The sequence below is a fragment of the Sphingomonas sp. BL-S-29 genome, from assembly GCF_055521495.1.
This window is the reverse complement of record NZ_CM145482.1, coordinates 2,019,390-2,040,461: the sequence shown is the minus strand read 5'-3', so window position 1 is coordinate 2,040,461 and position 21,072 is coordinate 2,019,390. Positions and strand designations below refer to the sequence as shown.

Here is a 21,072-nt window from a genome sequence, read left to right as displayed (position 1 = left end):
CCCGCATGACGACCCCACCCGATCCGGCTGCGTTCTTCCGCGAGATGCTCGGCCAGTGGGAGCAGATGGCCAACCAGTTCGGCGGCCAGGTGATGAAGTCGGGCGAATTCTCGCGCGTGATGCAGGGCGCCAGCAGCGCGACGATGACCGCCCAGGCCGCCGCGCACCAGATGATGGACAAGGCGCTGGCCGCCGCCAACATGCCGAGCCGCAGCGAGGTGGAGGATCTCTCCGCGCGAGTCCGCCGGATCGAGGAGTCGGTCGGGCGGATCGAGGCGTTGCTGATGGCCCAGGCCTCCAACCTTCCGCCCGGGATCGCCCCACCGGAACGACCCAAGCCGAAGCGCACCCGCACGCCGCCGGGCAAGCCGGCTTAAGCGTGTCGCAGCGCTGACCATGGCCGAGCAGAGCGCCCCCGACCTGTTCACCCAGGCCAGTACCGCGTTCGACCGCGCGCTCCAGCGCAACTTCAAGGGGCTCGATTATTTCGCCTCGCCCGCGCCGGTGCTGGGGGCCAGCCCGAAGGATCTGCTGATCCAGCGCGGCACGATGAACCTCCATCATTATCGCCCGATGACCGACGAAGTGTACCGGGTGCCGTTGCTGCTGGTGATGGCGACGACAAATCGCGGCTATATCTTCGACATGGTGCCCGGGCAGAGCCTGGTCGAATATCTGCTCAAGGCCGGGTTCGACGTGTTCATGCTCGACTGGAGCCCGCCGCGCGCCGACGAAAAGGGCCTGACGCTCGACGATTATGTCCTCGACTTCATCCCCGACGCGATCGCGCGGGTGCAGCGGGAGACCGGCGAGGACGATTTCACCCTGGTCGGTTACTGCTTCGGCGGGGTGCTCTCCCTGCTCTGGGCGGCGCTGCATCCCGACGCGCCGATGAAGAATCTCGTCACCTTTACCACGCCGGTCGATTTCTCCAGGATGGAGATGTTCCAGGCCTGGGCGGACAAGCGCTTCTTCGATGTCGACCGGCTGGTCGATACCTTCGGCAATTGCCCGGCGGATTATCTCTATACCGCGTTCGACATGCTGCGGCCGGGCGCACGGATCGCGGGGAATATCCGGCTGCTCGACAACCTGTGGAACGACGAATATGTCAAATCCTTCCGCATGTTCGACCGCTGGGCGAGCGACACGCTGCCGCTCGCCGGCGAATATTTCCGCGAGACGACCAAGAAGCTGATGTGGGGCAATGCGCTCAACGAGGGCACGATGGACGTCGGCGGCCGGCCGGTCGATCTGGCCCGGATCACCGCGCCTTTCCTCCACGTCACCGCCGAGCACGACCATATCGTACCATCCGCGGCCTCGGCCCCGCTGATCGACAAGATCGGATCGGCCGACAAGGAACAGGTGACAATGAAGGGCGGCCATGTCAGCCTCGTCGCCGGGGGCAACGCGATCAAGCGGCTATGGCCGAAACTGGTCGACTGGCTGGGGGAAAGGTCGACATGAGTCATCACATCAGGCGGTTCGCACCGAGCGACCGGGACGCGATGCTCGCTTTCGCCAATACCCTGCCCGAACACGACCTGCTGTTCCTCGGCCGCGACCTGAAGCATCCGCGCGTGGTGGACGCCTGGCAGTCGGCGATCGAAGACGGCTGGATCGACAGCCTGATCGCCGAGGATGGCGGGCAGTTCGTCGGCACGGCCGCGCTGGTGCGCGATCCGCTCGGCTGGAGCGCGCATGTCGGCGAGATCCGGCTGCTCGTCGCGCCGGGCAAGCGCGGATCGGGCATCGGGCGCGACCTGCTCGAAGCGATCTATGCCGTCGCGATCGAGCGCGGGCTGGAGAAGCTGACCGCGCAGATGACCCCCGACCAGATCGGATCGGTGATGCTGTTCGAGAGCCTCGGCTTCCGCGCGGAGGCGCTGCTGAAAGACCATGTCCGCGACCGCGATGGCAAGCCGCACGACCTTGCCATCCTGGCGCACGACGTCGCGCGCGTTTCAGCGCAGCACCGGGCGTTCGGGATGGATGAATGAACTATATTGCAGTGCAGCGAGTTAAGACTGCAGCTATTGGAAGGATGACCGAATGACTGAACCCCAGGCCGACGCGATACGGCCGCCGTCCGCGCTTCTGGCGTTCACCGAACTGCCGCGCGCGCTGGCCGAGTTCAGCTCGCTGGGCATCGCGGCGCCGATCCTCGCCACCGCGCCGCGCGGCGACGGGCATCCGGTGATGGTGTTGCCGGGGTTCGTGACCAGCGACCGGTCGACGACGGTGCTGCGGCGGTTCCTGAGCAACCTCGGTTATGATGCGCATGAATGGGGGCTCGGCCGCAATCTCGGGCCCAAGGCGATCGGCTATGAGGGCGAAAAGCTGGTCGAGCGGCTGCGCGAGATCCACGAGGCGACAGGGCAGAAGGTGAGCCTGGTCGGCTGGAGCCTGGGCGGGGTGATGGCGCGTCAGCTCTCCCGGCGCGCGCCCGAGGCAGTGCGACAGGTGATCTCGCTCGGATCGCCCTTCACCGGTACACCCCGCGCGACCAATGTGTGGCGCGCCTATGAGGTGCTGACCGGGCAGAAGATCGACGATCCCTCCGTGCGCAGCCAGATGCGCGAGAGCGCCGAAGTGCCGCCGGTGCCGTCAACCGCGATCTATTCGCGCGAGGACGGCGTGGTCGCGTGGCAGAACTGCGTCGAGCCGCGCGGGCCCGAGACCGACAATATCGAAGTGCATGGCAGCCATTGCGGGCTCGGGGTGAATCCGGCGGTGCTCTATGCGATCGCCGACCGGCTGGCCCAGGCCGAGGGCGAATGGCGCCCGTTCGAGCGCAGCGGGCTGAAGGCGCTGGTCTATCCGTTCGCGGGGCATGCGTAGCTTTTAGCTCCTCCCCGGCACGGGGAGGGGGTGTGTGAGCTTTGGATTGCCCCCGGCAATCCAAGATCGTGTCCGGGGGACACGATCTCGCTCACGCACCCGCCTTCTTCAGGCGGGTGGTGGAGGGGCTGGGGGCGGAACCTCTGTCCCGCGCTCCAAACCCCTCCACCATTTGCTGAAGAAGCAAATGGTCCCCCTCCCCGAGCAAGCTCGGGGAGGATTTAAGAGTCCTTGCCCTTCAGCGGCTGGACGGCTTCGCGGCCGATCTGCATGATCAGCTCGCCGATCTCGCGCGCCTGGCTCATGCTGCGGCTGCCCTGCTCGCGCAGATAATCGCCCTGGACCTTCATCACTTCCGACAGGTCCTTGGCCGCGGCGGCGGCGCGCAGCGCGGCAAAGGCGTCGCGGGCGTTGCTTTCCGCCTGGTCGATCAGCTTCATGCTGACGGTCGACCCGCCCTCGGCGACCTTGGCGCCTGAAGCCCGGACTGCCTCGCCGGCCTTTTTCGCCGGATCGACGATCTTCTCGTTGATCGTGTCCTTGACCTTTTCCCCCATGTTCTTGTCCGGGGTGCTTTTCTTCTCGGCCATCATGCTGCTCCTTTCTTGCGGGTTGCCGGCTTCGCCGCCGGTTTGGGTCTGGGTGGTGCCTTGGGTTTTGCGGGCTCGGTTCCGCCGAGCGTCGCCACCTTCAACGCTTCAAAGGAGGATTTGAGCGCAGCGGCGTATTTTTCGGGGTCGGGCATCATGTCCCGGTCGGCGGTGAAGGAGATCGCGATGGTGTCGCCATAGGAATAGACCGGGTTGATCAGGCCCATGGAATCGAACACCGGCGCGGTGCCGTAGCTCGCCAGCATCTGCGCGCCGCAGAAATAGAGCGGGACGCGTGGGCCCGGCACGTTGGTGACGACGGTGTTGAACACCGGCGCATGCGTGTTGGCGGCGCCCACCCGGGTGTAGAGTCGCGCGGCAAGGCCGGCGAGGCCGGACGGGATGAGCTGGCTGTAATCGGCGAGGCTGCGCGCGCCGACCGCATTCGTCATCGCCTTGGAATTGACCGCTTCGCCATGGACATAGTTCAGCCGTTCGAGCGGATCGGCGAGATGCGTGCCGAGCGGGATGACCATCGCCGAGACGAGATTGCCGAGCGCCGCCTTCTCCCCTTCGCCGCGCACCGAGATCGGCGCCATCGCGGTGAGCGATTCCCTGGGCAGCTCGTTCTTGTCCTCGAGATAGGTGCGCAAGCCGCCGCCGACGATGGCGAGGATCACGTCGTTGACGGTCGCGCCTGGCACGGCATCCTTGATCGCGCGGATCTCGGCGAGCTTGAACGGCACCGCGTCGAACACGCGGTGCGGCGAGACCTTGCCGTTGAAGCGGGTCTTGGGCGCCATCTTCGTGTTGGACAGGCTGACCTCGCCCTTGCCGACCGTGGCGGCGAGCTTGGCCATGCCGGGCAGCGACCGGCCGATCGTCTCCACCACGCGCATCGGCTGAAGCAGCGAGTTGAAATAGCTGCGGGTGAGCAGGTCGGCCACATTGGGCATATGCTCGGGCTTCCAGTCGTCCGTCTTCCCAGGCGGGCTCATCTCCGCATCGAGATCATGGACGGCGGTGGACATCTCGACGCCGGACATGCCGTCGACCGCGGCGTGATGGACCTTCGACACCAGCGCGAAGCAGCCGGGCGGCAGGCCTTCGACATTGTCGAGCCCCTCGATCACGGTGAATTCCCACAGCGGCTTGTTGAGGTCCATCGGGCGAGCATGGAGCCGCGCGACCTGAATGCAGAGCTGGCGCCAGTCGCCGGGCCTGGGCAGCGCGATGTGGCGGACATGGAATTCGAGGTCGAATTCCGGATCCTCGATCCAATAGGGATGATCGAGATCGAACGGCACGCGCACCAGGCGCTGGCGGAAGCTGCGCGCGCCGGACAGGCGCGAGCCGATGAAGCTCAGGATGTCCTTGAAGCGGACGAACCCGCCCGGCGCCGTGGAGGGATCGTAGATCGCGACCGAGCCGATATGCATCGGGGTATGGGGCGTCTCCAGATAGACGAACGATGCGTCCTGGCCTGACAGTTGAAGCATTGCCTACTCCCCTTCTTGTTCCTCCCCGGAACGGGGAGGGGGACCGGCGGAGCCGGTGGAGGGGCTTGGAGCGCGGAACGCCTGTCTCGCGCTCCAAGCCCCTCCACCATTCGCTGAAGAAGCGAATGGTCCCCCTCCCCGAGCAAGCTCGGGGAGGAATTCTATTTCCCGAAGCCGAACACGTCCTGGTGGAAGCGTCCGTCCTCGATCAGTTCTTCGAGCCATGCCGAGCCTTGCGCGTGCTCGTCGCCGGCCTGTTGCATCTGGATGCGAATCAGCGTGTCGCGCACGGCCGGGGCCATGAAACGACCGTCGCCGCACAGGAAGATCTGCGCGCCGGCGCTGAGCGCGGCCCAGACCCGCTCCTGCTCGGCCCACAGCGCGTCCTGGACGAATTTCCAGGGGTGGGTGTCGACGGCGGAGAAGGCGAGATAGGGGGCGATCACCCCGTCCCTCGCCCAGGCCTCGATCTCCTCGCGGCAGAACCAGTCGTGATCGGGATGGCGGCAGCCGAAGAAGAGCAGGCTGGTCGCGACATCTTCGCCCGCCGCTTTCTGCGCGGCGCGTTCCTGGATGAAACCGCGCAAGGGCGCGAAGCCGGTGCCGGAACCGATCAGGATCATCGGCACGCTCGGGTCAGCGGGCGGCGCGAAGGGTGGATTGGGGCGGCGGACATAGCCGAACACCTGATCGCCCGGCGCCACGCCCTGCATATAGCCCGAGGCGAAACCGCGATGCTCGCCGAGACCAGACCAGGCTGGTGCGGCCATGGTGCCGACGATCAACTCGGCGACCTCGGGCGAGACCAAAGGGCTCGAGGCGATCGAATAGAAGCGCGGCGAGATCGCCGCCGACAGTTCGACCAGGGAATCGAGCGACAGCTCGGCGGCAGGATGCTGCTCCAGCAGGTCGAGCAGGCTGAGGCGCTTGCCGGCGACCTCGGTATCGAAGGTGTCTTCCAGGCGGGCCAGTTCGCGCCTGGTGTTGGGGCACCGCGTCTGTCCCGCGATCACCGCGAGCGCGCGCTTGGGCAACGGGTCCGACAGCTCGACGAAATCGGTGAGCAATTGCCGCACCGTCACCGTCTGGCCGAGCGGCAAATGGCGGAAGCGGCCGCCCTGCCCGTCCACGCGCAGCTGGGTCGAACCCTTGAGGCCGAGCCGGTCGATCGCGCGCTCGACCAGCTCGGGGCGGTTATGGGCGTAGACCGCGATGTGATCGCCGGTGTGGTAGTGCTGGCCCTGCGGCAGGCGGATGCGGATGAAGCGGGTCGAGGGACGTGGCGGTTCCTTCGTGAAATCCCACAGGCCATCGGCGGGCCGGATCATCTCGTCATTGGCGACGATCTCGAGCTGCTGGGCATGTTCGGGCAGCGCGGCGGCGCGGGCGGCCGAGGTGTCGATCGGCTGGAGCGAAAGCGTCGAGACGGACTCGCTCGGCGCGGCGTCGCTGCCCAGCGCCTTCCACAGGTCGCGCACGAAGCCGGCGACCGCGCCGTCGAAATCGCCCTGCCCGTCGGCCTCTGCGCGGGGCAACAGGCGGCTCGCGCCGGTCGCCTCGATCGCGGCGTCGATGCGCTTGGGGAAGATCTGGTAGTTGGGCCATTGGCTGTTGCCGATGCCGAGCACGGCGAAGCGCGCGCCGGTCCAGTCGGCGCCTTCGAACGCGCCGCCATCGAGCGCCTTCTCGACCGCCAGCGCGGTATCGGGGGCACGGCCATTATAGGTGGCGGTGACGATGACGATCACCTTGTCCTCGGGCGCGGCGCCGCCCTTGAAGCTTTCGTCCATCGAGCGAACGATCGTCTCGAACCCGTCGAGATTGGCGCGCTCGGCGATCTCCTCGGCGATGTCGCGCGCGGTGCCGAGGCTCGAGCCGTAGAGCACCGCGAAACGCTGGCCGGTGCCGGAGACCGAGGCGACGGGCGTTTCCTCGACGTGCTGCTCGACCGGGGCAACGCTCAGGCGCTCATGCGGCATGCGCAGCCGGACACGCATGTAGAAGTCGTCCGGCTTGATCGAGAGCGTCTCCTTGATGCGCAGCTTGTAGGCATGAGGATCGCTGATCGCGAACTTTTGCAGCAGCATCGCCAGTGCGAGCTTTGCCTCGACCATGGCGAACTGCCGGCCGATACAGGCGCGCTCGCCATTGCCGAACGGCTTGTAGGCATGCGGATGCCGTGCGGCCTCGGCCTCGGGCAGCCAGCGGTCGATGTCGAACTCCTCAGGGTCGGTCCAGACGCCCGGATCGCGGTGCAGGCCGGGCGAGAAGACGTTGACCGGGCGATCCTTGCGCAGGTGCCATTTGCCGCCGATCACGACATCCTCGAACGGCGCGACGCTGAAGGCCGGCGCGGTCGGCCAGAGGCGCATCGCTTCCTTCAGGATGCGCTCGATCACTTCGAGCTTCACCACATCGGTATAATCGGGGCGCTTGTCGCCGGGCAGGACGCGGTCGACCTCGGCATAGGCCTGGGCCAGCACATGCGGATGGCGCAGCAGCAGGTGCTGCGAGAAGGTAAGAAGGCCCGAGGTCGTCTCATGCCCGGCGATCAGGAAGGTCAGCACCTGATAGCGGATGTTGATATCGTCGAGCCCCTCGCCCGTCTCAGGGTCGACCGCGCTCAGCATCAGGTTGAGCAGGTCCTTGCCGTCATTGGGATGGAGCCGGCGTTCGGCGATGATGCCGTCGACCAGCGCGTTCATCTCGGCGATGTCGGCCTCGTACTGGCGCATCGCCTTCTTCGCGAAGCGCTGCTGGATCGGCAGCCGGGTGATCATGTTGAGCGATTCGCCGAGCGCCCGGCCCAGCGCTTCGAGGAAGCTGTCGAGTTCCTCCTTCTCGAAGCTGTTGAAGCGGTGACCGAAGCCCGCGACCGCGATGGAGTCGAGCGTGAAGCGCGTCATGTCGTCGGCGACGAGCACGTCCGTGCCGGAGAGCCGCGACCATTTGCCGACAAGCTGGTCCGCCACTTCGAGCATCATGTCGAAATAGCCGCGCATCGCGCGCTGGCTGAAGGCAGGCAGCAGAATGCGGTGCGCCTTGCCCCAGTTGGGTTCCTCGCTGAACGCGGTGAACAGGCCGTCCCCGGCGAATTTGCGCACCACGCGCAGGCCCGGCCCGGGCATCTTGCGGAAGCGCGTCTCGTCGCACAGCTCGGCGACGAGATCGGGCGAGGTCACGAACAGCCCGATACGGCTGCCGAATTTCAGCTTGAAGATGCCTTGCGGAAAATCGCGGCTGACGGCGAGCAGATGGCCGATCAGCCCGGCGCGCGCGATCTGGTGGAGGTGCCCGACCACGGGCAGGCCCGGTGGCGACGGAATCACCGGCCGCTCGACCGCAGCTGTCGCCATCCTCCCACCTTCCCCCTGTGCTCCAGGGCGCTTGTCGTTGATCGACAGTGGAACACAGCCGGAGCCCGGGCGCAACCGGGGAAGCAGCCGATGCGACCGTCCTTAACCCGGCCTCAACCAGCGCTCGCGCAAGGAGGCCATATGACGATGCTGCGCGACCCCATTTCCCGCTTGCCGCCGATCCCGCTGACGATCGGTGTGGCGCTGACGATGCTGTGGGTGACGATGCCGCTCGTCACCAGTGACATGCCGGCCTATCTGCTCCCCTGGTTCGACCATATCGTCGCCACCGGGCCGGTCGCGTCGTTCGCGCAGCCCTTTTCCAACTACGCCCCCGCCTATCTCTACCTGCTCGCCGCGCTCAGCCTGTTTTCGGGCGTGTTGCCGGCGATGACCCTGATCAAGCTCCTGTCAGTCGCCGGCACCGTGGCGCTCGCCCTGGCCGTGCGGCATCTGCTGACCCGGTTCGACGCGTTGCAGCCGGTCCGGGCCACCATACTGCTCTTCGCGATGCCGAGCATCCTGCTCAACGCGACCCTGCTGGGCCAGTGCGACGCGATGTGGGCGGCCCCTTGCGTGATGGCGGTTGCCGCCGCGCTGGACCGTCGCCACGCCGCCATGCTCGCCTGGTTCGGCCTGGCGGTGGCCTTCAAGGCACAGGCGATCCTGATCGCGCCCTTCTTTCTCGCCGTGCTGATCGGCCGCCGCGTGCCGCCATGGCTCTGGCCGATCGCCCCCGCGGTCACCCTGGCGACCATGGTGCCGGCCTGGGCGGCGGGATGGCCGGCGGCCGACCTCGTCACCATCTATCTCCGCCAGGCCGACACGTTTCAGATGCTGTCGTTCAATGCGCCCAATATCTGGGCGATCCTGCAGGCCTTTCCGATCGGCCTGCCGCTGGCCGGCATCGCCACCGCCGTGGCGATCGGCGGGACCGCGGCCTATATCGCGCGCTTCTCGACCCGGGCGCTCGACGACAGGGCGCTGCTGTCGGCCGCCCTGCTGGCGACGCTCGTCACCGCCGGGCTGTTGCCGCGCATGCATGAGCGATATTTCTTCCTGGCGGACGTGCTGGCGCTGTGCCTGGCGCTGGTGTGCCGCGACAAGCCGAGCCAGACCATCGCGATTCTGGTGCAGGCGGGCTCGACCCTGGCGCTGTTCGGTTATCTGAGCGGCATCGCCGGACTGGTCATGCTGGGGAGCGTGGCGATGATCGTCGCGACCATCCGGCTCGCCCGTCCGCTGCTCACACCGTCCGTTAACGAAAATCGCCTTATGGCGCGGGCGGTCTGACGATCGACGCTGCGGCAAAACGGTAACGTATGTTAGCTATCCAGTCGATTCGCAGGGTTCGGAAGTGGGGGGTTCACTCGAATGTCGATGTTCAACAAGAATGGTCGCGATCAGGGAATGACGGTGCCGTCGACGCCGGCAACGCAGGCGTCAGCGGGCAAGCGCGGCATGTTTTCGGTGCTCGGGCCGGACGTCACCGTCACCGGCAATGTCGTGGCGACCGCCGACCTGCATATCGACGGGCGCATCGACGGGGACGTGACCTGCGGCAACGTCGTGCAGGGGACCGAAAGCCACATCACCGGATCGCTCAAGGCCGAGACCGCGCGCATCGCCGGATCGATCGAGGGCTCCGTCTCGGTACGCCAGCTTACTGTCGAGCGGAGCGCGCGGATCAACGGCGACGTGGAATATGAGACGATCTCGATCGAGAATGGCGCGTCGATCGACGGCCACCTGAAGCATCTCTCCCCCGGCGCCCGCAATTTCGAGCGGGGCGCGCCGGAGATCAGCCTGGTCGCCTCGAACGGCGCGGCGGCCTGACCCTTCCCGGGGCGGCTCCCAAGCCGCCCCTTTTCCTCACATGCCGATATTGCCCATCGCGTCCCGATAGCGGGCCGACGCGTGCGCGATGTCGATGGCGAAGCCGATCCACATCGCCATCAACGCGGCGCTGGACAGCCAATAGACCGGCGCGCGCAACTGCACCTTGCGCACCACGATGTGGATAAAGCTGTGGAGAGCCCTGAGGACAACATAGGCCCAGGCGAGCAGCACCTGGACGTGGCTGGCCTGGTGCGTGATCAGCAGCAGCGGCACGATCGCGAAATAGAGTGTCGGCATCTCGAACAGGTTGCGGAAATTGTTCGCGGGCATCTCGACCGGCTGGAAATAGCGGAGCGCGGCCTCTCCGCTGGCGAAATCCTCCGCCGTCGGAGGATTGCGCCGCACATGGCGCATCCGCTCCAGCATGAGCCAGAACCAGATGAGGACGATCAGCGCCACCAGCGCGAAGGTCGGCCACAATATCGCGAACGGCATGCACCTTCTCCCCCTTTTGCGACGGTTGTGCCCGTGGCAGGACAGCGGAGTCCAGCATGAACGGGAGAGCGATAATGACCGGGATGACCCTGCCGATGGAAGGCGGATGCCGCTGCGGGAAGCTGCGCTTCCGCGTCTCCGCGCCGCCCATGCTGACCATGGCGTGTCACTGCACCGGCTGCCAGAAGATGAGCGCCAGCGCCTATTCGCTGAGCGCCGCGGTGCCGAGCGACGGGTTCGAGGTGATCCAGGGCGAACCCGTGATCGGCGGGCTGCACGGCGACCAGTCGCGCCACCATCATTGCGACTGGTGCAAGAGCTGGGTGTTCACCCGCCTTCCGCCGGAACTGGGTTTCGTCAATGTCCGGGCGACGATGCTCGACGATACGCACTGGTTCGCGCCGTTCATCGAGACCTATCGCAGCGAAGCGTTTCCCTGGGCGGCGACCTCGGCGAAACACAGCTACGACATGTTCCCGGACATGGCGGATTATCCGGCACTGCTCGCCGACTATGCCGCTGGCGTCGGCTGAACGCTCCAACAGGACGGACCGGGTTCATCGCTGTTCCGCGCCGATAACAGCGAATAACAGGGAAAGCATTTTCATTTGCGCCGGATCGCCGCGGTATTCGTAAAAGTCTCATTTTTTATCAAATGCTTGATTGAGGTTTCCCTGTTATCGAGAACAGGGAACGCGATGCTCGGAACAGGGAAAATATCGTCCCGAACAGGGAACCGGCCTCCCTCCAACAGCTGACCAGTCATATCAAAGAGCCAGCGGCACCGGCGAGGGTTCCGCCGCGCCATGTTCACGATTTTCGGCGATGGTTGAATCAAGCGGGCAGCGATCAGGGCTGGATCAGGCTCGGCAGACCGGGATCCCGCGCCCCATCCTCCTTTGGCGCAAAGCGTGTGGTCCATTGCGGATAGCCGCCGACCGTCATCTCGATATCGGGAAGGACGACCGGGTCCGCGCCCGTTTCGACCCAGCCGGCACCATGGCAATGATCGCAGATCGCGCGCTTGCAGCGGAAACTCACCAGATCGATCTCGACATTCCACTGCCCATGCCCCTTGCAGACCGGGCACAGCGCATCGAGCGTGCCGTTGCGCGGCTGCAGCGGGACGATGTCGAACGCATGGGGGCTATCGGGGCCGGCGCAGGTAACGATCATGCTGTCATGGGGCATCGCGTGCGTCTCTTCCGGAAAGAACGTCAACGTGCGGGGATGATATCGGCTCCCCCGGCCGGAGACGCTCGACGGCCCCTAAGCCGGAAGGGCGCTGCCGCGATCTCGCCGGCGTGCCCAGGCCAGGACCCTCAGCAGCGCGGCAAAGCCGAGCAGCGAGAGCGTCGGCACGCCGAGCCATGGCTGAGCCGGCACGCGGCCGAGATAGGAGAAGGCGAAGATCGCGGCGATGACATAGCCGCCGGTCGCGTGGAGCAGGCGCCAGCGGCGCGGGCCGAGGCGGCGGACCGCAACGTCGTTCGAGGTGATCGCCATGGCGAAGACGAACAGATAGCCGATCCCCCCGCCGATCACGGTCACCATCTTCGTGCCATGGCCGAACAGGAAGATCGCGGTGAGCAGGGCGGCGAGATGCACGGTATGAGTCGCCGCGAAGGCCAGCCCGACCGAACGGCGGCGGCGAAGCAGCGCCGCCCGCCAGCCGCCCGGCCATAACCGCGCCAGCGCCGACGCCGACCAGGCCGTGACGAACCACAGAAAGGACGCGCGGGCCGTCAGCCGGGCAGCCGCGGCGGCGCCATCATAGGTCCAGCCGCCATGCGCCTGAAACGCGCCCGCCACGATGGCCAGCCCCAGCAGGGTGGCGATGCCGATGGCGACCGGCGGGGAGAAAGCGGGCCTTGTCATACCGGCGGTATGTCATCATACCGAGAGTATGGAGTCAATCGACAATCGCGCGAAACTGGTCGGCGCGGCACGCGCGCTGTTTGCGGAGCGGGGCTATGCGGCGGTGTCGGTCGACGAGATCGCGGCGTGCGCGGGGCTGACCAAGGGCGCGGTCTATTATCAGTTCAAGGACAAGCGCGACCTGTTCCGTGCCGCCTGCCAGGCCGTGATCGACGAGATCGTCGGCCATGTGACGCGGGGCACGATGGACCATGCCACTCACAGCGTCGACGAGATCGTGACCGGCAGCGGCATCCTGTTCGATGCCTATGAGGGGCGCGAGACGCGGCAATTGCTGTTGATCGACGGACCGGCGGTGCTTGGCATGAGCGAATGGATTGCGATGCAGAGCCGGCTGCGGATCGAACTGGGCGAGCATGCGCTGCACCATGTTGCCGATGCCGGGCTGATCGAGCGGGAGATGGTCCCGGCGCTGGCGCACCTTCTCTCGGGTGCGTTCCGGCAGGGCGTGCTCCAGATCGCCGCGTCGGACGATCCTGCCGTGACGAGTGCCGCGGTCAGGGCGGCGTATCGGCGTCTGGCGCTGGGGCTGCTGGCGCCGACGCCTGATTGATGGGGCCCGCGCCGATCGACCTTCGGCGGCGCTCGGGGCGCCAAGATGATATTCGCGCAGAGGCGCGGAGCACGCAGAGGCAGTCCCGACTTCGGGCGGTCGTTGACCAACAGCCCGGCCACTAGTGGTCCGGAATTGAAGGTCGTTCCATATGTAATGAATTCTGTCATGCCGAACTCGTTTCAGCATCCAATGTGCAACAACCAATGCCATCGCTTGTGGAGCGTTGGATGCTGAAACGAGTTCAGCATGACGGCAGGTTTGTCACCAAGGCGATCGCGCGGGAAATGGCGCAAATCGCCAAGCGGAATCCTTGGGCATCGTTACGAATCACCGGTATCGCTTGGTAATCGGTCCCGTGGGTCGAATCCGGCGGCCAGCGCCGCATCAGCATGCGACGTGCTTGTATGGGGTAGGAAATGGCGAAGGCGAAGGTCGAACGCGCGAAGCCGCATTTCAACATCGGCACGATCGGCCATGTCGACCATGGCAAGACGTCGCTGACGGCGGCGATCACCAAGGTGCTCGCCGAGACTGGCGGCGCCACCTTCACCAGCTACGACGCGATCGACAAAGCGCCGGAGGAGCGCGAGCGCGGCATCACCATCTCGACCGCACACGTCGAGTATGAGACGACCGCGCGCCACTATGCGCATGTCGATTGCCCGGGCCACGCCGATTATGTGAAGAACATGATCACCGGTGCCGCGCAGATGGACGGCGCGATCCTGGTCGTATCCGCCATCGACGGCCCGATGCCGCAGACCCGCGAGCACATCCTGCTCGCCCGCCAGGTCGGCGTGCCGGCGATGGTCGTGTTCCTGAACAAGGTCGACCTGGTCGACGACGAGGAAATCCTCGAGCTGGTCGAGCTGGAAATTCGCGCGCTGCTAAGCTCCTACGACTATCCGGGCGACGAGATCCCGGTGATCCGGGGTTCGGCAACCAAGGCGCTCGACGGATCGGACGACAGGATCGGTGGCGATGCCGTGCTCAAGCTGATGGCGGCGGTCGACGCGTACCTCCCGCAGCCCGAGCGTCCGCTCGACAAGCCGTTCATGATGCCGATCGAGGACGTGTTCTCGATCTCGGGTCGCGGCACCGTCGTCACCGGCCGGATCGAGACCGGCATGATCGAGGTCGGCGAGGACGTCGAGATCGTCGGCATCCACGACACCCGCAAGACCATCGTCACCGGCGTCGAGATGTTCCGCAAGCTGCTCGACCGGGGCCAGGCCGGCGACAATGTCGGCCTGTTGCTGCGCGGTGTCAGCCGCGACGAGGTCGAGCGTGGCCAGGTTCTCTGCAAGCCGGGCTCGATCAAGCCGCACACCGACTTCCAGTCGGAAGTGTATGTGCTGTCGAAGGACGAGGGTGGCCGTCACACGCCGTTCTTCGCCAACTATCGTCCGCAATTCTACTTCCGTACCACGGACGTGACCGGCACCGTCGAGCTGCCCGAGGGCACCGAGATGGTCGTGCCGGGCGAGACCGTCGCGCTGGGCGTCAAGCTCATCGCGCCGATCGCCATGGACCTGGGCCAGCGCTTCACCATGCGCGAAGGCGGCCGCACCGTCGGCGCGGGCGTCATCACCGGCATCAGCGCCTTCGCGCCCGCGCCCGCGCCGGGCGTTCGCAATCCCGGGCGTTTCGGACTCCGGCCGGAGGGCGATCCCGCGGAAGCGCCGATCGTCGAGGACGGGCTTGACGACGAAGTGCTCGCCGCGGCCGATGACGATCAGCCGATGCTCGGCCGCGAAGGCCGCTTCATCAACTTTCTCTTCGCCACCTGCCGGAAGCACGACCTGGAGGGCGCTGAGTATTTCTCGCACGAGCGCGCCGAGACGACGAGCTATGGCGTTGCCCAGGTGCGCGTGCCCGAGGATCGCCATTTCGGGACACTCGGCCGGCCGTTCAAGCTGCCGATCGTCCAGATCACGATCGAGCGTGAAAAGGCGCGCAAGCATTTCATCATCAACAGCGTCGAGGAACTGTCGCTCGATGCCTGGAAGGGCATGGCGCGGGGCCATGGCGGGGAAGACGCGCTGGTCTTCGTCCATGGCTTCAATACCAGTTTCCCCGATGCGGTGTACCGCGCCGCCCAGATTTTCTGGGACCTCCAATATAAGGGCGTTCCGCTGCTCTTCTCCTGGGCCTCGGGCGGGCGGACCGCCGATTATGGCTATGACTATGACAGCGCCGATCACGGCGAGGATGCGTTTTGCGAGACGCTCGCCCATCTGCTCGATGCCGGCATCTCGCGGATCCATGTCATCGCGCACAGCATGGGCAATCAGCTCGTCGTCAACGCGCTCGAACGGCACGATCATGCGGCGACGCCGCTCTCGATCGCGGAACTGATGATGGCGGCGCCGGATGTCGACCGCGACGCCTACCTCAAGAAGATGCCCAAGCTGTGCAAGGTGGTGCCGGGGCTTACGCTCTACGCCTCTTCCGCCGACAAGGCGCTCACCCTGTCCAAGCGGCTCCGGCGCAACGTCCAGCGCGCGGGCGATGTGCGCGAAGGCCAGCCGTTGCTGGTCGATGGCGTGGATGCGATCGACATCACCGCCGTGGGTGCCGAGATCTTCGGCCTCGGCCACGGCGCCTATGCGTCGAGCCGGTCCATCCTGAACGACATCGGCCTGCTGATCAGCTCGCATTGGCGACCGCCGAACAGACGCCTGGTCGAGCTGCGCGGCATGCCGGAGGATGCCGATCCTCCCCGCTGGTGGCGGTTCGCGGAGTGAGGCCCGGCGCCGTTCAGCCCAGCATGCCCTGATAGGTGCCGGGACTGCGCGGGAGCGACACCCGCGCGGCGGTCCCTGCGCCGACCACCGCGATGAGGATCGCACCGCCCAGCACCAACGTCCGGCGCGGCAGCGGTCGTTCGCCGGCCAGCAGGATCGCCGCGAGTGCCGCCGCCATCATCGGCCACAGGTGATAGCGCAGGTCGGACGCAATGCTGACCATGGCGAAGCTCGCCTCGAGCGCCAGCGCGGAGACGGCGAGCGCCAGCGCGATGTCGCGGGATGGGCTCACCGGCCGGCCGATCGCGACGCCCAGCGCCGTCGCAGCCACGACGACCCAGGCGATGGGCCAGCCAAGCGGAGTCTCGGCCAGCCAGCCCCCTGCCCGCGCGATCGCCGCGGCGGCCGGGCCGGGAGAGTCGAGGCCGAGATCGTTCGGCTCCGACCGGAGCGGCGGCGCGGCATCGGGCCTGCCCGGCGGCACGAACAGGCGCTCGGTCGAATTCAGGTGCGCGAGGCGGTGTTCGAGATAGGCGATGGGATGGTGGAGCGCCGACCCCAGCCACAGGGTGACGAGCGTGCGTGCGGGCACGAGATCGAGACGCTGGGCGATGCTGCCGCAGCGGCTGTCGTCGCCGAGCGGATCCCAGAAATAGGGCTGGTAGCAATGGCGGCGCCCGATCAGGGCGCGTTCCGCCGGCGGGAGATCGTCGGCCGCGGAGAAATGCGCGATGCCGGCCAGATCGAAGATCGGCAGGGTCCGGGTGACCTCGGTCTGCCCGGCACCGAGCAGGCCGTGGTTGATCGGCGGCGTGACGGCCAGCACCATGAGGACTCCCGCGACGATTGCGAGGCCGCGCTGCCAGAGGCGCGTGGGCCAGGGCGCGAGCATCACCACCAGCGGCACTACCGCGAAGACGGCATTGGCGCGCACCAGCGTCGCATAAGCCAGCAACAGGACCATGGCGATGATGGCCGGGACCGGCATCCGAAGCCCCGCCAGCCGCCACCAGCCGACCAGCCCGACCGCGGCGAGCATCGCGCCGAGCATCTGGGTATCCTTCAGCACGGCTGCCTGCCATCCGGCGAAGAGCGGGAGAGCGCCCATGGCGAGCACCGCTGCGCCTGCCCATGCCCTGCCGGTCCGCGCCAGCGCCGCCGCCAGCAGGCCGAGGCCGAGCCAGTAGAGCATGAGCTGGAGCTCGAACATCGGGGCCGCGCCCTGCCCCAACGGATGCAGCACCGCCCAGAGCCGCGCCATGACCGGCGGGTGCCAGTCCAGATAGATACCGCTCAGGACCTGGCGATATTGTTCGACCGAATCATATTCGACGACGCCCGGCCACCAAAGGGCCAGCGTCGCGGCACAGAGAAGGGCCGCCCCCGCCGCGATGATCGTCGCGGCGTGGCGTTCACTGATCGTTTCGCCATCGCGGTCGCGCATGCCATCATCCTTACTTGACGCACCAGCCGGCTCCATCGATGGGCTGAGGAAATGGGGATTCTGTTGACCGACGTTGATGGCAGCGATGCGATGTCAGCGCCACCCACGCTGGTGGAAGCGGGTATAGACCGCTCGCATTCGATTGACGTCCTGCGTGCGCTCGCCGCGCTTGCGGTCGTCCTCTATCATGCGCGGGCCGAATTCTGGGTCGGCCTGCGCGACGTTTATGCGACCTATGGCTTGCATACGGTCCGACCGGATGTCTGGCTGTCCTATGGCTCGGGCATATTTTCGCTGGGCTGGCTGGGCGTGCCGATCTTCTTCGTGCTCAGCGGCTATTGCATCCATCTTGGATTCGCCGCGAAATTGCAGGCGTCGCCCGTGACGACGCTGAATGTCGGCCAGTTCTACAAGCGCCGGTTCCTGCGCATCTACCCCGTCTATGTCGGGGCCATGCTGCTCACGGCGATCGTCGATTATGCGTCTCAGCAGGGGCAATCGCCATCGGCGTGGATCAACGCGAACCTGGCGAGTTTCGTCTTCAACCTGCTGATGGCGCAGGAATTGTTCGTCGGCAACTTCGGCTCGAACGGTGTCTTCTGGACATTGTCGATCGAGTTCCATCTGTATCTCTTCTATCCCGTCATGTTCCTGTTGTTCCGCCGATATGGCCCCCGCAAGGCGCTCGCCGCGGCCGCCGGGATAAGCGTGGTGACCGCCTGCGCGTACTGGGCATTCGATCTGTCCCGGGTCTTCGTCCACGCGCGCGGCGGGAGTCCCCTTTTCACCAGCCATTTGTTCCTCTGGACCGCCGGCGCCTATCTCGCGGAAATTAAGGCCGGCCGGGCGCCGGCGTTGCGCGGGCGGCCGTGGCATGCCGGGTGGATCGCCGCGCTCCTCATCGGCATCGTCCTGCAGCTACGCGGCTCCTTCGGGTGGAGTCCCCTGTTCCTCGCGGTCGGCGCCGCCGGGCTCGTCGGCGTCGCGATACCCGCGATCGGCTATCTGTGCCGCCGCGACACCATCGGCGTGCGGGCTTTCTACCTTATCGGCGTCGCCAGCTATTCGCTGTACGCGACGCATTTACCCGTATTCCACATGATCAACGCGGCGACCGGCGCGTACCGGTCGGCATCGATCCTCTACGCCTTTGCATGCGCCGGGATCGCCATCGGCTTTGCGCTGCTCTTCTTCCATCTGGTGGAACGCTACACGATCCGGGCGCCGCGGCAGCGACGCCCGTCAGCGTGAGTCCGCGTTCCGGTCAGATATGGATGACCTTGCCATAGGCGCCGAGCACGCTCTCGTGCATCATCTCGCTCAGCGTCGGGTGGGCGAAGACGGTTTCCATCAGCTCGGCCTCGGTCGTCTCGAGCTGGCGGGCGATGACATAGCCCTGGATGAGCTCGGTCACTTCGGCGCCGACCATGTGTGCGCCGAGCAGCTCGCCGGTCTTCGCGTCGAACACCGTTTTCACGAAACCCTCGGCCTCGCCCAGCGCGATGGCCTTGCCGTTGCCGATGAAGGGGAATTTGCCGACCTTTACCTCATGGCCGGCTTCCTTCGCCCTGGCTTCGGTCAGGCCGACCGAGGCGACCTGGGGCCGCGAATAGGTGCAGCCCGGGATGTTCCAGGTCTCGAACGGATGCGGCTTCTCGCCGGCGATCGCCTCGACGCAGACTACGCCCTCATGGCTGGCCTTGTGCGCCAGCCAGGGCGGGCCGGTGACGTCGCCGATCGCGTAGATGCCCTCGACATTGGTGCGGGCGTAACCGTCAGTGACGATATGGCCGCGATCGGTCTTCACGCCGAGTGCTTCCAGCCCGATATCCTCGGTGTTGGGCACGATGCCGATCGCGACGATGGCGTGGCTGAACTCCTCGGTGGTGACGGTGCCGTCCTTGCCCTTGATCTTGGCGGTCACGCCGTTCGCGCCCGGGGTCAGGCCCTCGATACCGGCCCCGGTGACGATCTTGATCTTCTGCTTGGTCAGCGCCTTCTCCATGAAGGCGGAGACTTCCTCGTCCTCTACGGGCAAGATGCGCGGGAGCATCTCGACGATGGTCACGTCGGCGCCCATGTCGTTGTAGAAGCTGGCGAACTCGACGCCGATCGCGCCCGAGCCGATGACCAGCAGCCTGGTCGGCATTTCCTCCGGCACCATGGCGTGGCGGTAGGTCCAGACGCGCTTGCCGTCGGCCTTGGCGAAGGGCAGGTCGCGGGCGCGGGCGCCGGTCGCGATGATGATGTTCTTCGCTTCGAGCTCGGTCGTCTTGTCGCCCTGCTTGACGCTGAGCTTGCCTTTCGCGGTGATGGTGCCGGTGCCTTCGTACACGGTCACCTTGTTCTTCTTCATCAGGCCCTTGACGCCGGCATTGAGCTGGCCCGCGACCTTGCGCGAGCGCTCGACGATCCTGGTGAGATCGTAGCCCGGATTCTCGACCTTGAGGCCGTAATCGGCGGCGTGGCTGATATAATGATAGATTTCCGACGTGCGCAGCAGCGCCTTGGTCGGGATGCAGCCCCAGTTGAGGCAGATGCCGCCGAGCCGCTCGCGCTCGACGATCGCGGTCTTCAGCCCGAGCTGCGCCGCGCGGATCGCCGCGACATAGCCGCCGGGGCCCGAACCGAGGATGATGAGGTCGAAACTGTCAGCCACGTGGTAGGTCCTTCTTCTCCCTCCCCCCTTGCGGGGGAGGGCTGGGGAGAGGGGGCGGAGACGAAACCGGCTCGATGCCGGTTTCGTCTCCTTCGAGCGCAACGAGGATGGACGTAAGCACGCCCTCCGGATTGTTCAGTATGTCGTTGTTCCAGAAGCGCAGGAGGCGGAAGTCCTGCGATCTCAACCAGGCGTCGCGACGCGCGTCATAGGCATTCTCGATATGCTGCGATCCGTCCGCTTCGACGATCAATCGTTCAGCAAAACAGACGAAGTCGACGATGTACGAGTCGATCGGCTGCTGGCGTTTGAACTTCCAGCCGGCGAGCCGCTTGTTGCGCAGGAGCTGCCAAAGCGCACGTTCCGCCTCGGTCGGGTTGGTGCGCATGTGCTTCGCCTTGCCAAGCGCGCTCGTCTTCGTCGAGCGCCCCCCTCTCCTTCCCAACGCTTCGCGCTGGGCCCCTCCCTCCCCCGCAAGGGGGGAGGGGGAAGAAGAGGTCGTGCCGATCACGCCGCCAGCGCCTTTGGTCTGCCGTCCTTGCCCATCGATACCAGAATATAGGTGCCGCGCGCCGCGCGTGCAGTGCCCTCGCCGTGGCGGTCGCGTCGCCAGACGTCGACGTCGACGGTCATCGAGGTCGTGCCGGTCGCGACGATTTCGGCATGAAAGGAGACTTCGTCTCCGATGTTGACCGGCATGGTGAAGCTGAAACCGTTCGCCGCGACGACGGGTGCGTGCCCGCCGCATCGGCGCGAGGCGACCGAGCCGGCGGCGAGCGCCATCTGGCCCATCAGCCAGCCGACGAAGATGAAGCCGTAAGGATTCGCATCGGCTGCCATCGCGGTCGCGCGGATGACCGGCTCGGTGCCGGGAGGGCCGTCAGCCATTGGCGCGGGGCTGGCCGTGCTTCGCCTCCTGATCGGCGCGCCAGGCGAGCCTGAGCGGCCGGACGCCCATGAACACGACCACCGCGACCACGACATAGGCGACGTCCCAGATCGCGCCCGCCGATTTGGGCACACCCCAGGCAGCGGCCGAAGCAAGCAACGCCGTGCCGACCACGCCGGCGGCGATGTGCAGCAATTCGTAGAGCGTCCGCTTCAC

At 66.3% G+C, this 21,072-nt stretch carries 21 protein-coding genes and 1 pseudogene; 11 read left to right on the top strand and 11 right to left on the bottom strand.

Features of this window, described 5'->3' with window-relative positions; translation table 11 throughout:
• Positions 1–5 precede the first annotated feature (5 nt).
• From ACZ1I2_RS09810 to ACZ1I2_RS09795, 4 genes are read left to right on the top strand one after another with little or no spacing between them, the layout of a single operon-like run.
• Entirely contained in the window at positions 6–377 is a 372-nt protein-coding gene (locus ACZ1I2_RS09810) for a poly(R)-hydroxyalkanoic acid synthase subunit PhaE (protein WP_465169878.1), read from the top strand.
• A gap of 19 nt (positions 378–396) precedes the next feature.
• The gene (locus ACZ1I2_RS09805; protein ID WP_465169879.1) at positions 397–1,470 is read left to right on the top strand and encodes an alpha/beta fold hydrolase; all 1,074 of its coding nucleotides are present in this window, start codon (positions 397–399) and stop codon (positions 1,468–1,470) included.
• Positions 1,467–2,003, top strand: coding sequence for an N-acetyltransferase family protein (locus tag ACZ1I2_RS09800; protein ID WP_465169880.1), 537 nt, complete (start codon positions 1,467–1,469; stop codon positions 2,001–2,003). Before ACZ1I2_RS09805 ends, ACZ1I2_RS09800 begins: the two co-directional genes overlap by 4 nt.
• Before the next feature lie 52 nt (positions 2,004–2,055).
• The gene (locus tag ACZ1I2_RS09795) at positions 2,056–2,844 is read left to right on the top strand and encodes an esterase/lipase family protein (protein WP_465169881.1); all 789 of its coding nucleotides are present in this window, start codon (positions 2,056–2,058) and stop codon (positions 2,842–2,844) included.
• A 221-nt stretch (positions 2,845–3,065) separates the two neighbouring features.
• Here ACZ1I2_RS09795 and ACZ1I2_RS09790 read toward each other — a convergent pair whose 3' ends face one another.
• The 3 genes from ACZ1I2_RS09790 to ACZ1I2_RS09780 form a co-directional block, all read right to left on the bottom strand.
• Complete coding sequence (locus ACZ1I2_RS09790) at positions 3,066–3,434, bottom strand: phasin family protein (RefSeq protein WP_465169882.1); 369 nt, start codon at positions 3,432–3,434, stop codon at positions 3,066–3,068.
• Complete coding sequence (locus tag ACZ1I2_RS09785; RefSeq protein ID WP_465174252.1) at positions 3,434–4,933, bottom strand: WS/DGAT/MGAT family O-acyltransferase; 1,500 nt, start codon at positions 4,931–4,933, stop codon at positions 3,434–3,436. Before ACZ1I2_RS09785 ends, ACZ1I2_RS09790 begins: the two co-directional genes overlap by 1 nt.
• Positions 4,934–5,094: 161 nt before the next feature.
• Entirely contained in the window at positions 5,095–8,289 is a 3,195-nt protein-coding gene (locus ACZ1I2_RS09780; protein ID WP_465174253.1) for a bifunctional cytochrome P450/NADPH--P450 reductase, read from the bottom strand.
• Between the two features lie 141 nt (positions 8,290–8,430).
• Between ACZ1I2_RS09780 and ACZ1I2_RS09775 the strand changes: the two genes are divergently transcribed.
• Together ACZ1I2_RS09775 and ACZ1I2_RS09770 are read left to right on the top strand one after the other, a co-directional pair.
• Entirely contained in the window at positions 8,431–9,582 is a 1,152-nt protein-coding gene (locus ACZ1I2_RS09775) for a hypothetical protein (protein ID WP_465174254.1), read from the top strand.
• An 81-nt stretch (positions 9,583–9,663) separates the two neighbouring features.
• Complete coding sequence (locus ACZ1I2_RS09770; protein WP_465174255.1) at positions 9,664–10,125, top strand: bactofilin family protein; 462 nt, start codon at positions 9,664–9,666, stop codon at positions 10,123–10,125.
• 36 nt (positions 10,126–10,161) lie between these two features.
• Here the strand turns inward: ACZ1I2_RS09770 and ACZ1I2_RS09765 are convergent, their stop codons facing one another.
• Complete coding sequence (locus tag ACZ1I2_RS09765; RefSeq protein ID WP_465174256.1) at positions 10,162–10,623, bottom strand: MAPEG family protein; 462 nt, start codon at positions 10,621–10,623, stop codon at positions 10,162–10,164.
• A 74-nt stretch (positions 10,624–10,697) separates the two neighbouring features.
• Between ACZ1I2_RS09765 and ACZ1I2_RS09760 the strand changes: the two genes are divergently transcribed.
• Complete coding sequence (locus ACZ1I2_RS09760; RefSeq protein WP_465174257.1) at positions 10,698–11,156, top strand: GFA family protein; 459 nt, start codon at positions 10,698–10,700, stop codon at positions 11,154–11,156.
• 316 nt (positions 11,157–11,472) lie between these two features.
• Here ACZ1I2_RS09760 and ACZ1I2_RS09755 read toward each other — a convergent pair whose 3' ends face one another.
• Positions 11,473–11,844, bottom strand: coding sequence for a hypothetical protein (locus ACZ1I2_RS09755; protein WP_465174258.1), 372 nt, complete (start codon positions 11,842–11,844; stop codon positions 11,473–11,475).
• 48 nt (positions 11,845–11,892) lie between these two features.
• Positions 11,893–12,501: a hypothetical protein gene (locus tag ACZ1I2_RS09750; RefSeq protein ID WP_465174259.1), complete on the bottom strand. Its 609-nt coding sequence runs from the start codon at positions 12,499–12,501 to the stop codon at positions 11,893–11,895.
• A gap of 28 nt (positions 12,502–12,529) precedes the next feature.
• Here ACZ1I2_RS09750 and ACZ1I2_RS09745 point away from each other — a divergent pair, with 28 nt between their 5' ends.
• From ACZ1I2_RS09745 to ACZ1I2_RS09735, 3 genes and pseudogenes are all read left to right on the top strand, one after another.
• The gene (locus ACZ1I2_RS09745; protein WP_465174260.1) at positions 12,530–13,114 is read left to right on the top strand and encodes a TetR/AcrR family transcriptional regulator; all 585 of its coding nucleotides are present in this window, start codon (positions 12,530–12,532) and stop codon (positions 13,112–13,114) included.
• A gap of 419 nt (positions 13,115–13,533) precedes the next feature.
• Positions 13,534–14,718 (top strand): annotated as a pseudogene (tuf, locus tag ACZ1I2_RS09740) (elongation factor Tu); the annotation flags it as partial.
• 141 nt (positions 14,719–14,859) lie between these two features.
• A complete protein-coding gene (locus tag ACZ1I2_RS09735; protein WP_465181657.1) occupies positions 14,860–15,864 on the top strand; it encodes an alpha/beta hydrolase in 1,005 nt (334 codons plus the stop codon).
• A gap of 13 nt (positions 15,865–15,877) precedes the next feature.
• On the opposite strand, the gene ACZ1I2_RS09730 is transcribed toward ACZ1I2_RS09735, so the two are convergent.
• A complete protein-coding gene (locus ACZ1I2_RS09730) occupies positions 15,878–17,308 on the bottom strand; it encodes a hypothetical protein (protein ID WP_465174261.1) in 1,431 nt (476 codons plus the stop codon).
• Positions 17,309–17,371: 63 nt separating this feature from the next.
• On the opposite strand from ACZ1I2_RS09730, the gene ACZ1I2_RS09725 reads away from it, so the two are divergent.
• Positions 17,372–18,559: an acyltransferase family protein gene (locus ACZ1I2_RS09725; RefSeq protein WP_465174262.1), complete on the top strand. Its 1,188-nt coding sequence runs from the start codon at positions 17,372–17,374 to the stop codon at positions 18,557–18,559.
• Positions 18,560–18,572: 13 nt separating this feature from the next.
• Here ACZ1I2_RS09725 and lpdA read toward each other — a convergent pair whose 3' ends face one another.
• From lpdA to ACZ1I2_RS09705, 4 genes are read right to left on the bottom strand one after another with little or no spacing between them, the layout of a single operon-like run.
• On the bottom strand, positions 18,573–19,967 hold the full coding sequence (lpdA, locus tag ACZ1I2_RS09720; RefSeq protein WP_465174263.1) for a dihydrolipoyl dehydrogenase: 1,395 nt from the start codon (positions 19,965–19,967) through the stop codon (positions 18,573–18,575).
• Entirely contained in the window at positions 19,960–20,478 is a 519-nt protein-coding gene (locus ACZ1I2_RS09715) for an endonuclease domain-containing protein (RefSeq protein WP_465174264.1), read from the bottom strand. Before ACZ1I2_RS09715 ends, lpdA begins: the two co-directional genes overlap by 8 nt.
• On the bottom strand, positions 20,475–20,855 hold the full coding sequence (locus tag ACZ1I2_RS09710) for an acyl-CoA thioesterase (protein WP_465174265.1): 381 nt from the start codon (positions 20,853–20,855) through the stop codon (positions 20,475–20,477). The genes ACZ1I2_RS09715 and ACZ1I2_RS09710 overlap by 4 nt, the downstream gene beginning before the upstream one ends.
• Positions 20,848–21,072, bottom strand: coding sequence for a hypothetical protein (locus ACZ1I2_RS09705; protein ID WP_465169897.1), 225 nt, complete (start codon positions 21,070–21,072; stop codon positions 20,848–20,850). Before ACZ1I2_RS09705 ends, ACZ1I2_RS09710 begins: the two co-directional genes overlap by 8 nt.

Coding starts and splice junctions, on each gene's coding strand:
- ACZ1I2_RS09810 (WP_465169878.1), top strand. CDS start 6: ATGACGACCCCACCCGATCCGGCTGCGTTCTTCCGCGAGATGCTCGGC.
- ACZ1I2_RS09805 (WP_465169879.1), top strand. CDS start 397: ATGGCCGAGCAGAGCGCCCCCGACCTGTTCACCCAGGCCAGTACCGCG.
- ACZ1I2_RS09800 (WP_465169880.1), top strand. CDS start 1,467: ATGAGTCATCACATCAGGCGGTTCGCACCGAGCGACCGGGACGCGATG.
- ACZ1I2_RS09795 (WP_465169881.1), top strand. CDS start 2,056: ATGACTGAACCCCAGGCCGACGCGATACGGCCGCCGTCCGCGCTTCTG.
- ACZ1I2_RS09790 (WP_465169882.1), bottom strand. CDS start 3,434: ATGGCCGAGAAGAAAAGCACCCCGGACAAGAACATGGGGGAAAAGGTC.
- ACZ1I2_RS09785 (WP_465174252.1), bottom strand. CDS start 4,933: ATGCTTCAACTGTCAGGCCAGGACGCATCGTTCGTCTATCTGGAGACG.
- ACZ1I2_RS09780 (WP_465174253.1), bottom strand. CDS start 8,289: ATGGCGACAGCTGCGGTCGAGCGGCCGGTGATTCCGTCGCCACCGGGC.
- ACZ1I2_RS09775 (WP_465174254.1), top strand. CDS start 8,431: ATGACGATGCTGCGCGACCCCATTTCCCGCTTGCCGCCGATCCCGCTG.
- ACZ1I2_RS09770 (WP_465174255.1), top strand. CDS start 9,664: ATGTCGATGTTCAACAAGAATGGTCGCGATCAGGGAATGACGGTGCCG.
- ACZ1I2_RS09765 (WP_465174256.1), bottom strand. CDS start 10,623: ATGCCGTTCGCGATATTGTGGCCGACCTTCGCGCTGGTGGCGCTGATC.
- ACZ1I2_RS09760 (WP_465174257.1), top strand. CDS start 10,698: ATGACCGGGATGACCCTGCCGATGGAAGGCGGATGCCGCTGCGGGAAG.
- ACZ1I2_RS09750 (WP_465174259.1), bottom strand. CDS start 12,501: ATGACAAGGCCCGCTTTCTCCCCGCCGGTCGCCATCGGCATCGCCACC.
- ACZ1I2_RS09745 (WP_465174260.1), top strand. CDS start 12,530: ATGGAGTCAATCGACAATCGCGCGAAACTGGTCGGCGCGGCACGCGCG.
- ACZ1I2_RS09735 (WP_465181657.1), top strand. CDS start 14,860: ATGCTCGGCCGCGAAGGCCGCTTCATCAACTTTCTCTTCGCCACCTGC.
- ACZ1I2_RS09730 (WP_465174261.1), bottom strand. CDS start 17,308: ATGCGCGACCGCGATGGCGAAACGATCAGTGAACGCCACGCCGCGACG.
- ACZ1I2_RS09710 (WP_465174265.1), bottom strand. CDS start 20,855: ATGGCTGACGGCCCTCCCGGCACCGAGCCGGTCATCCGCGCGACCGCG.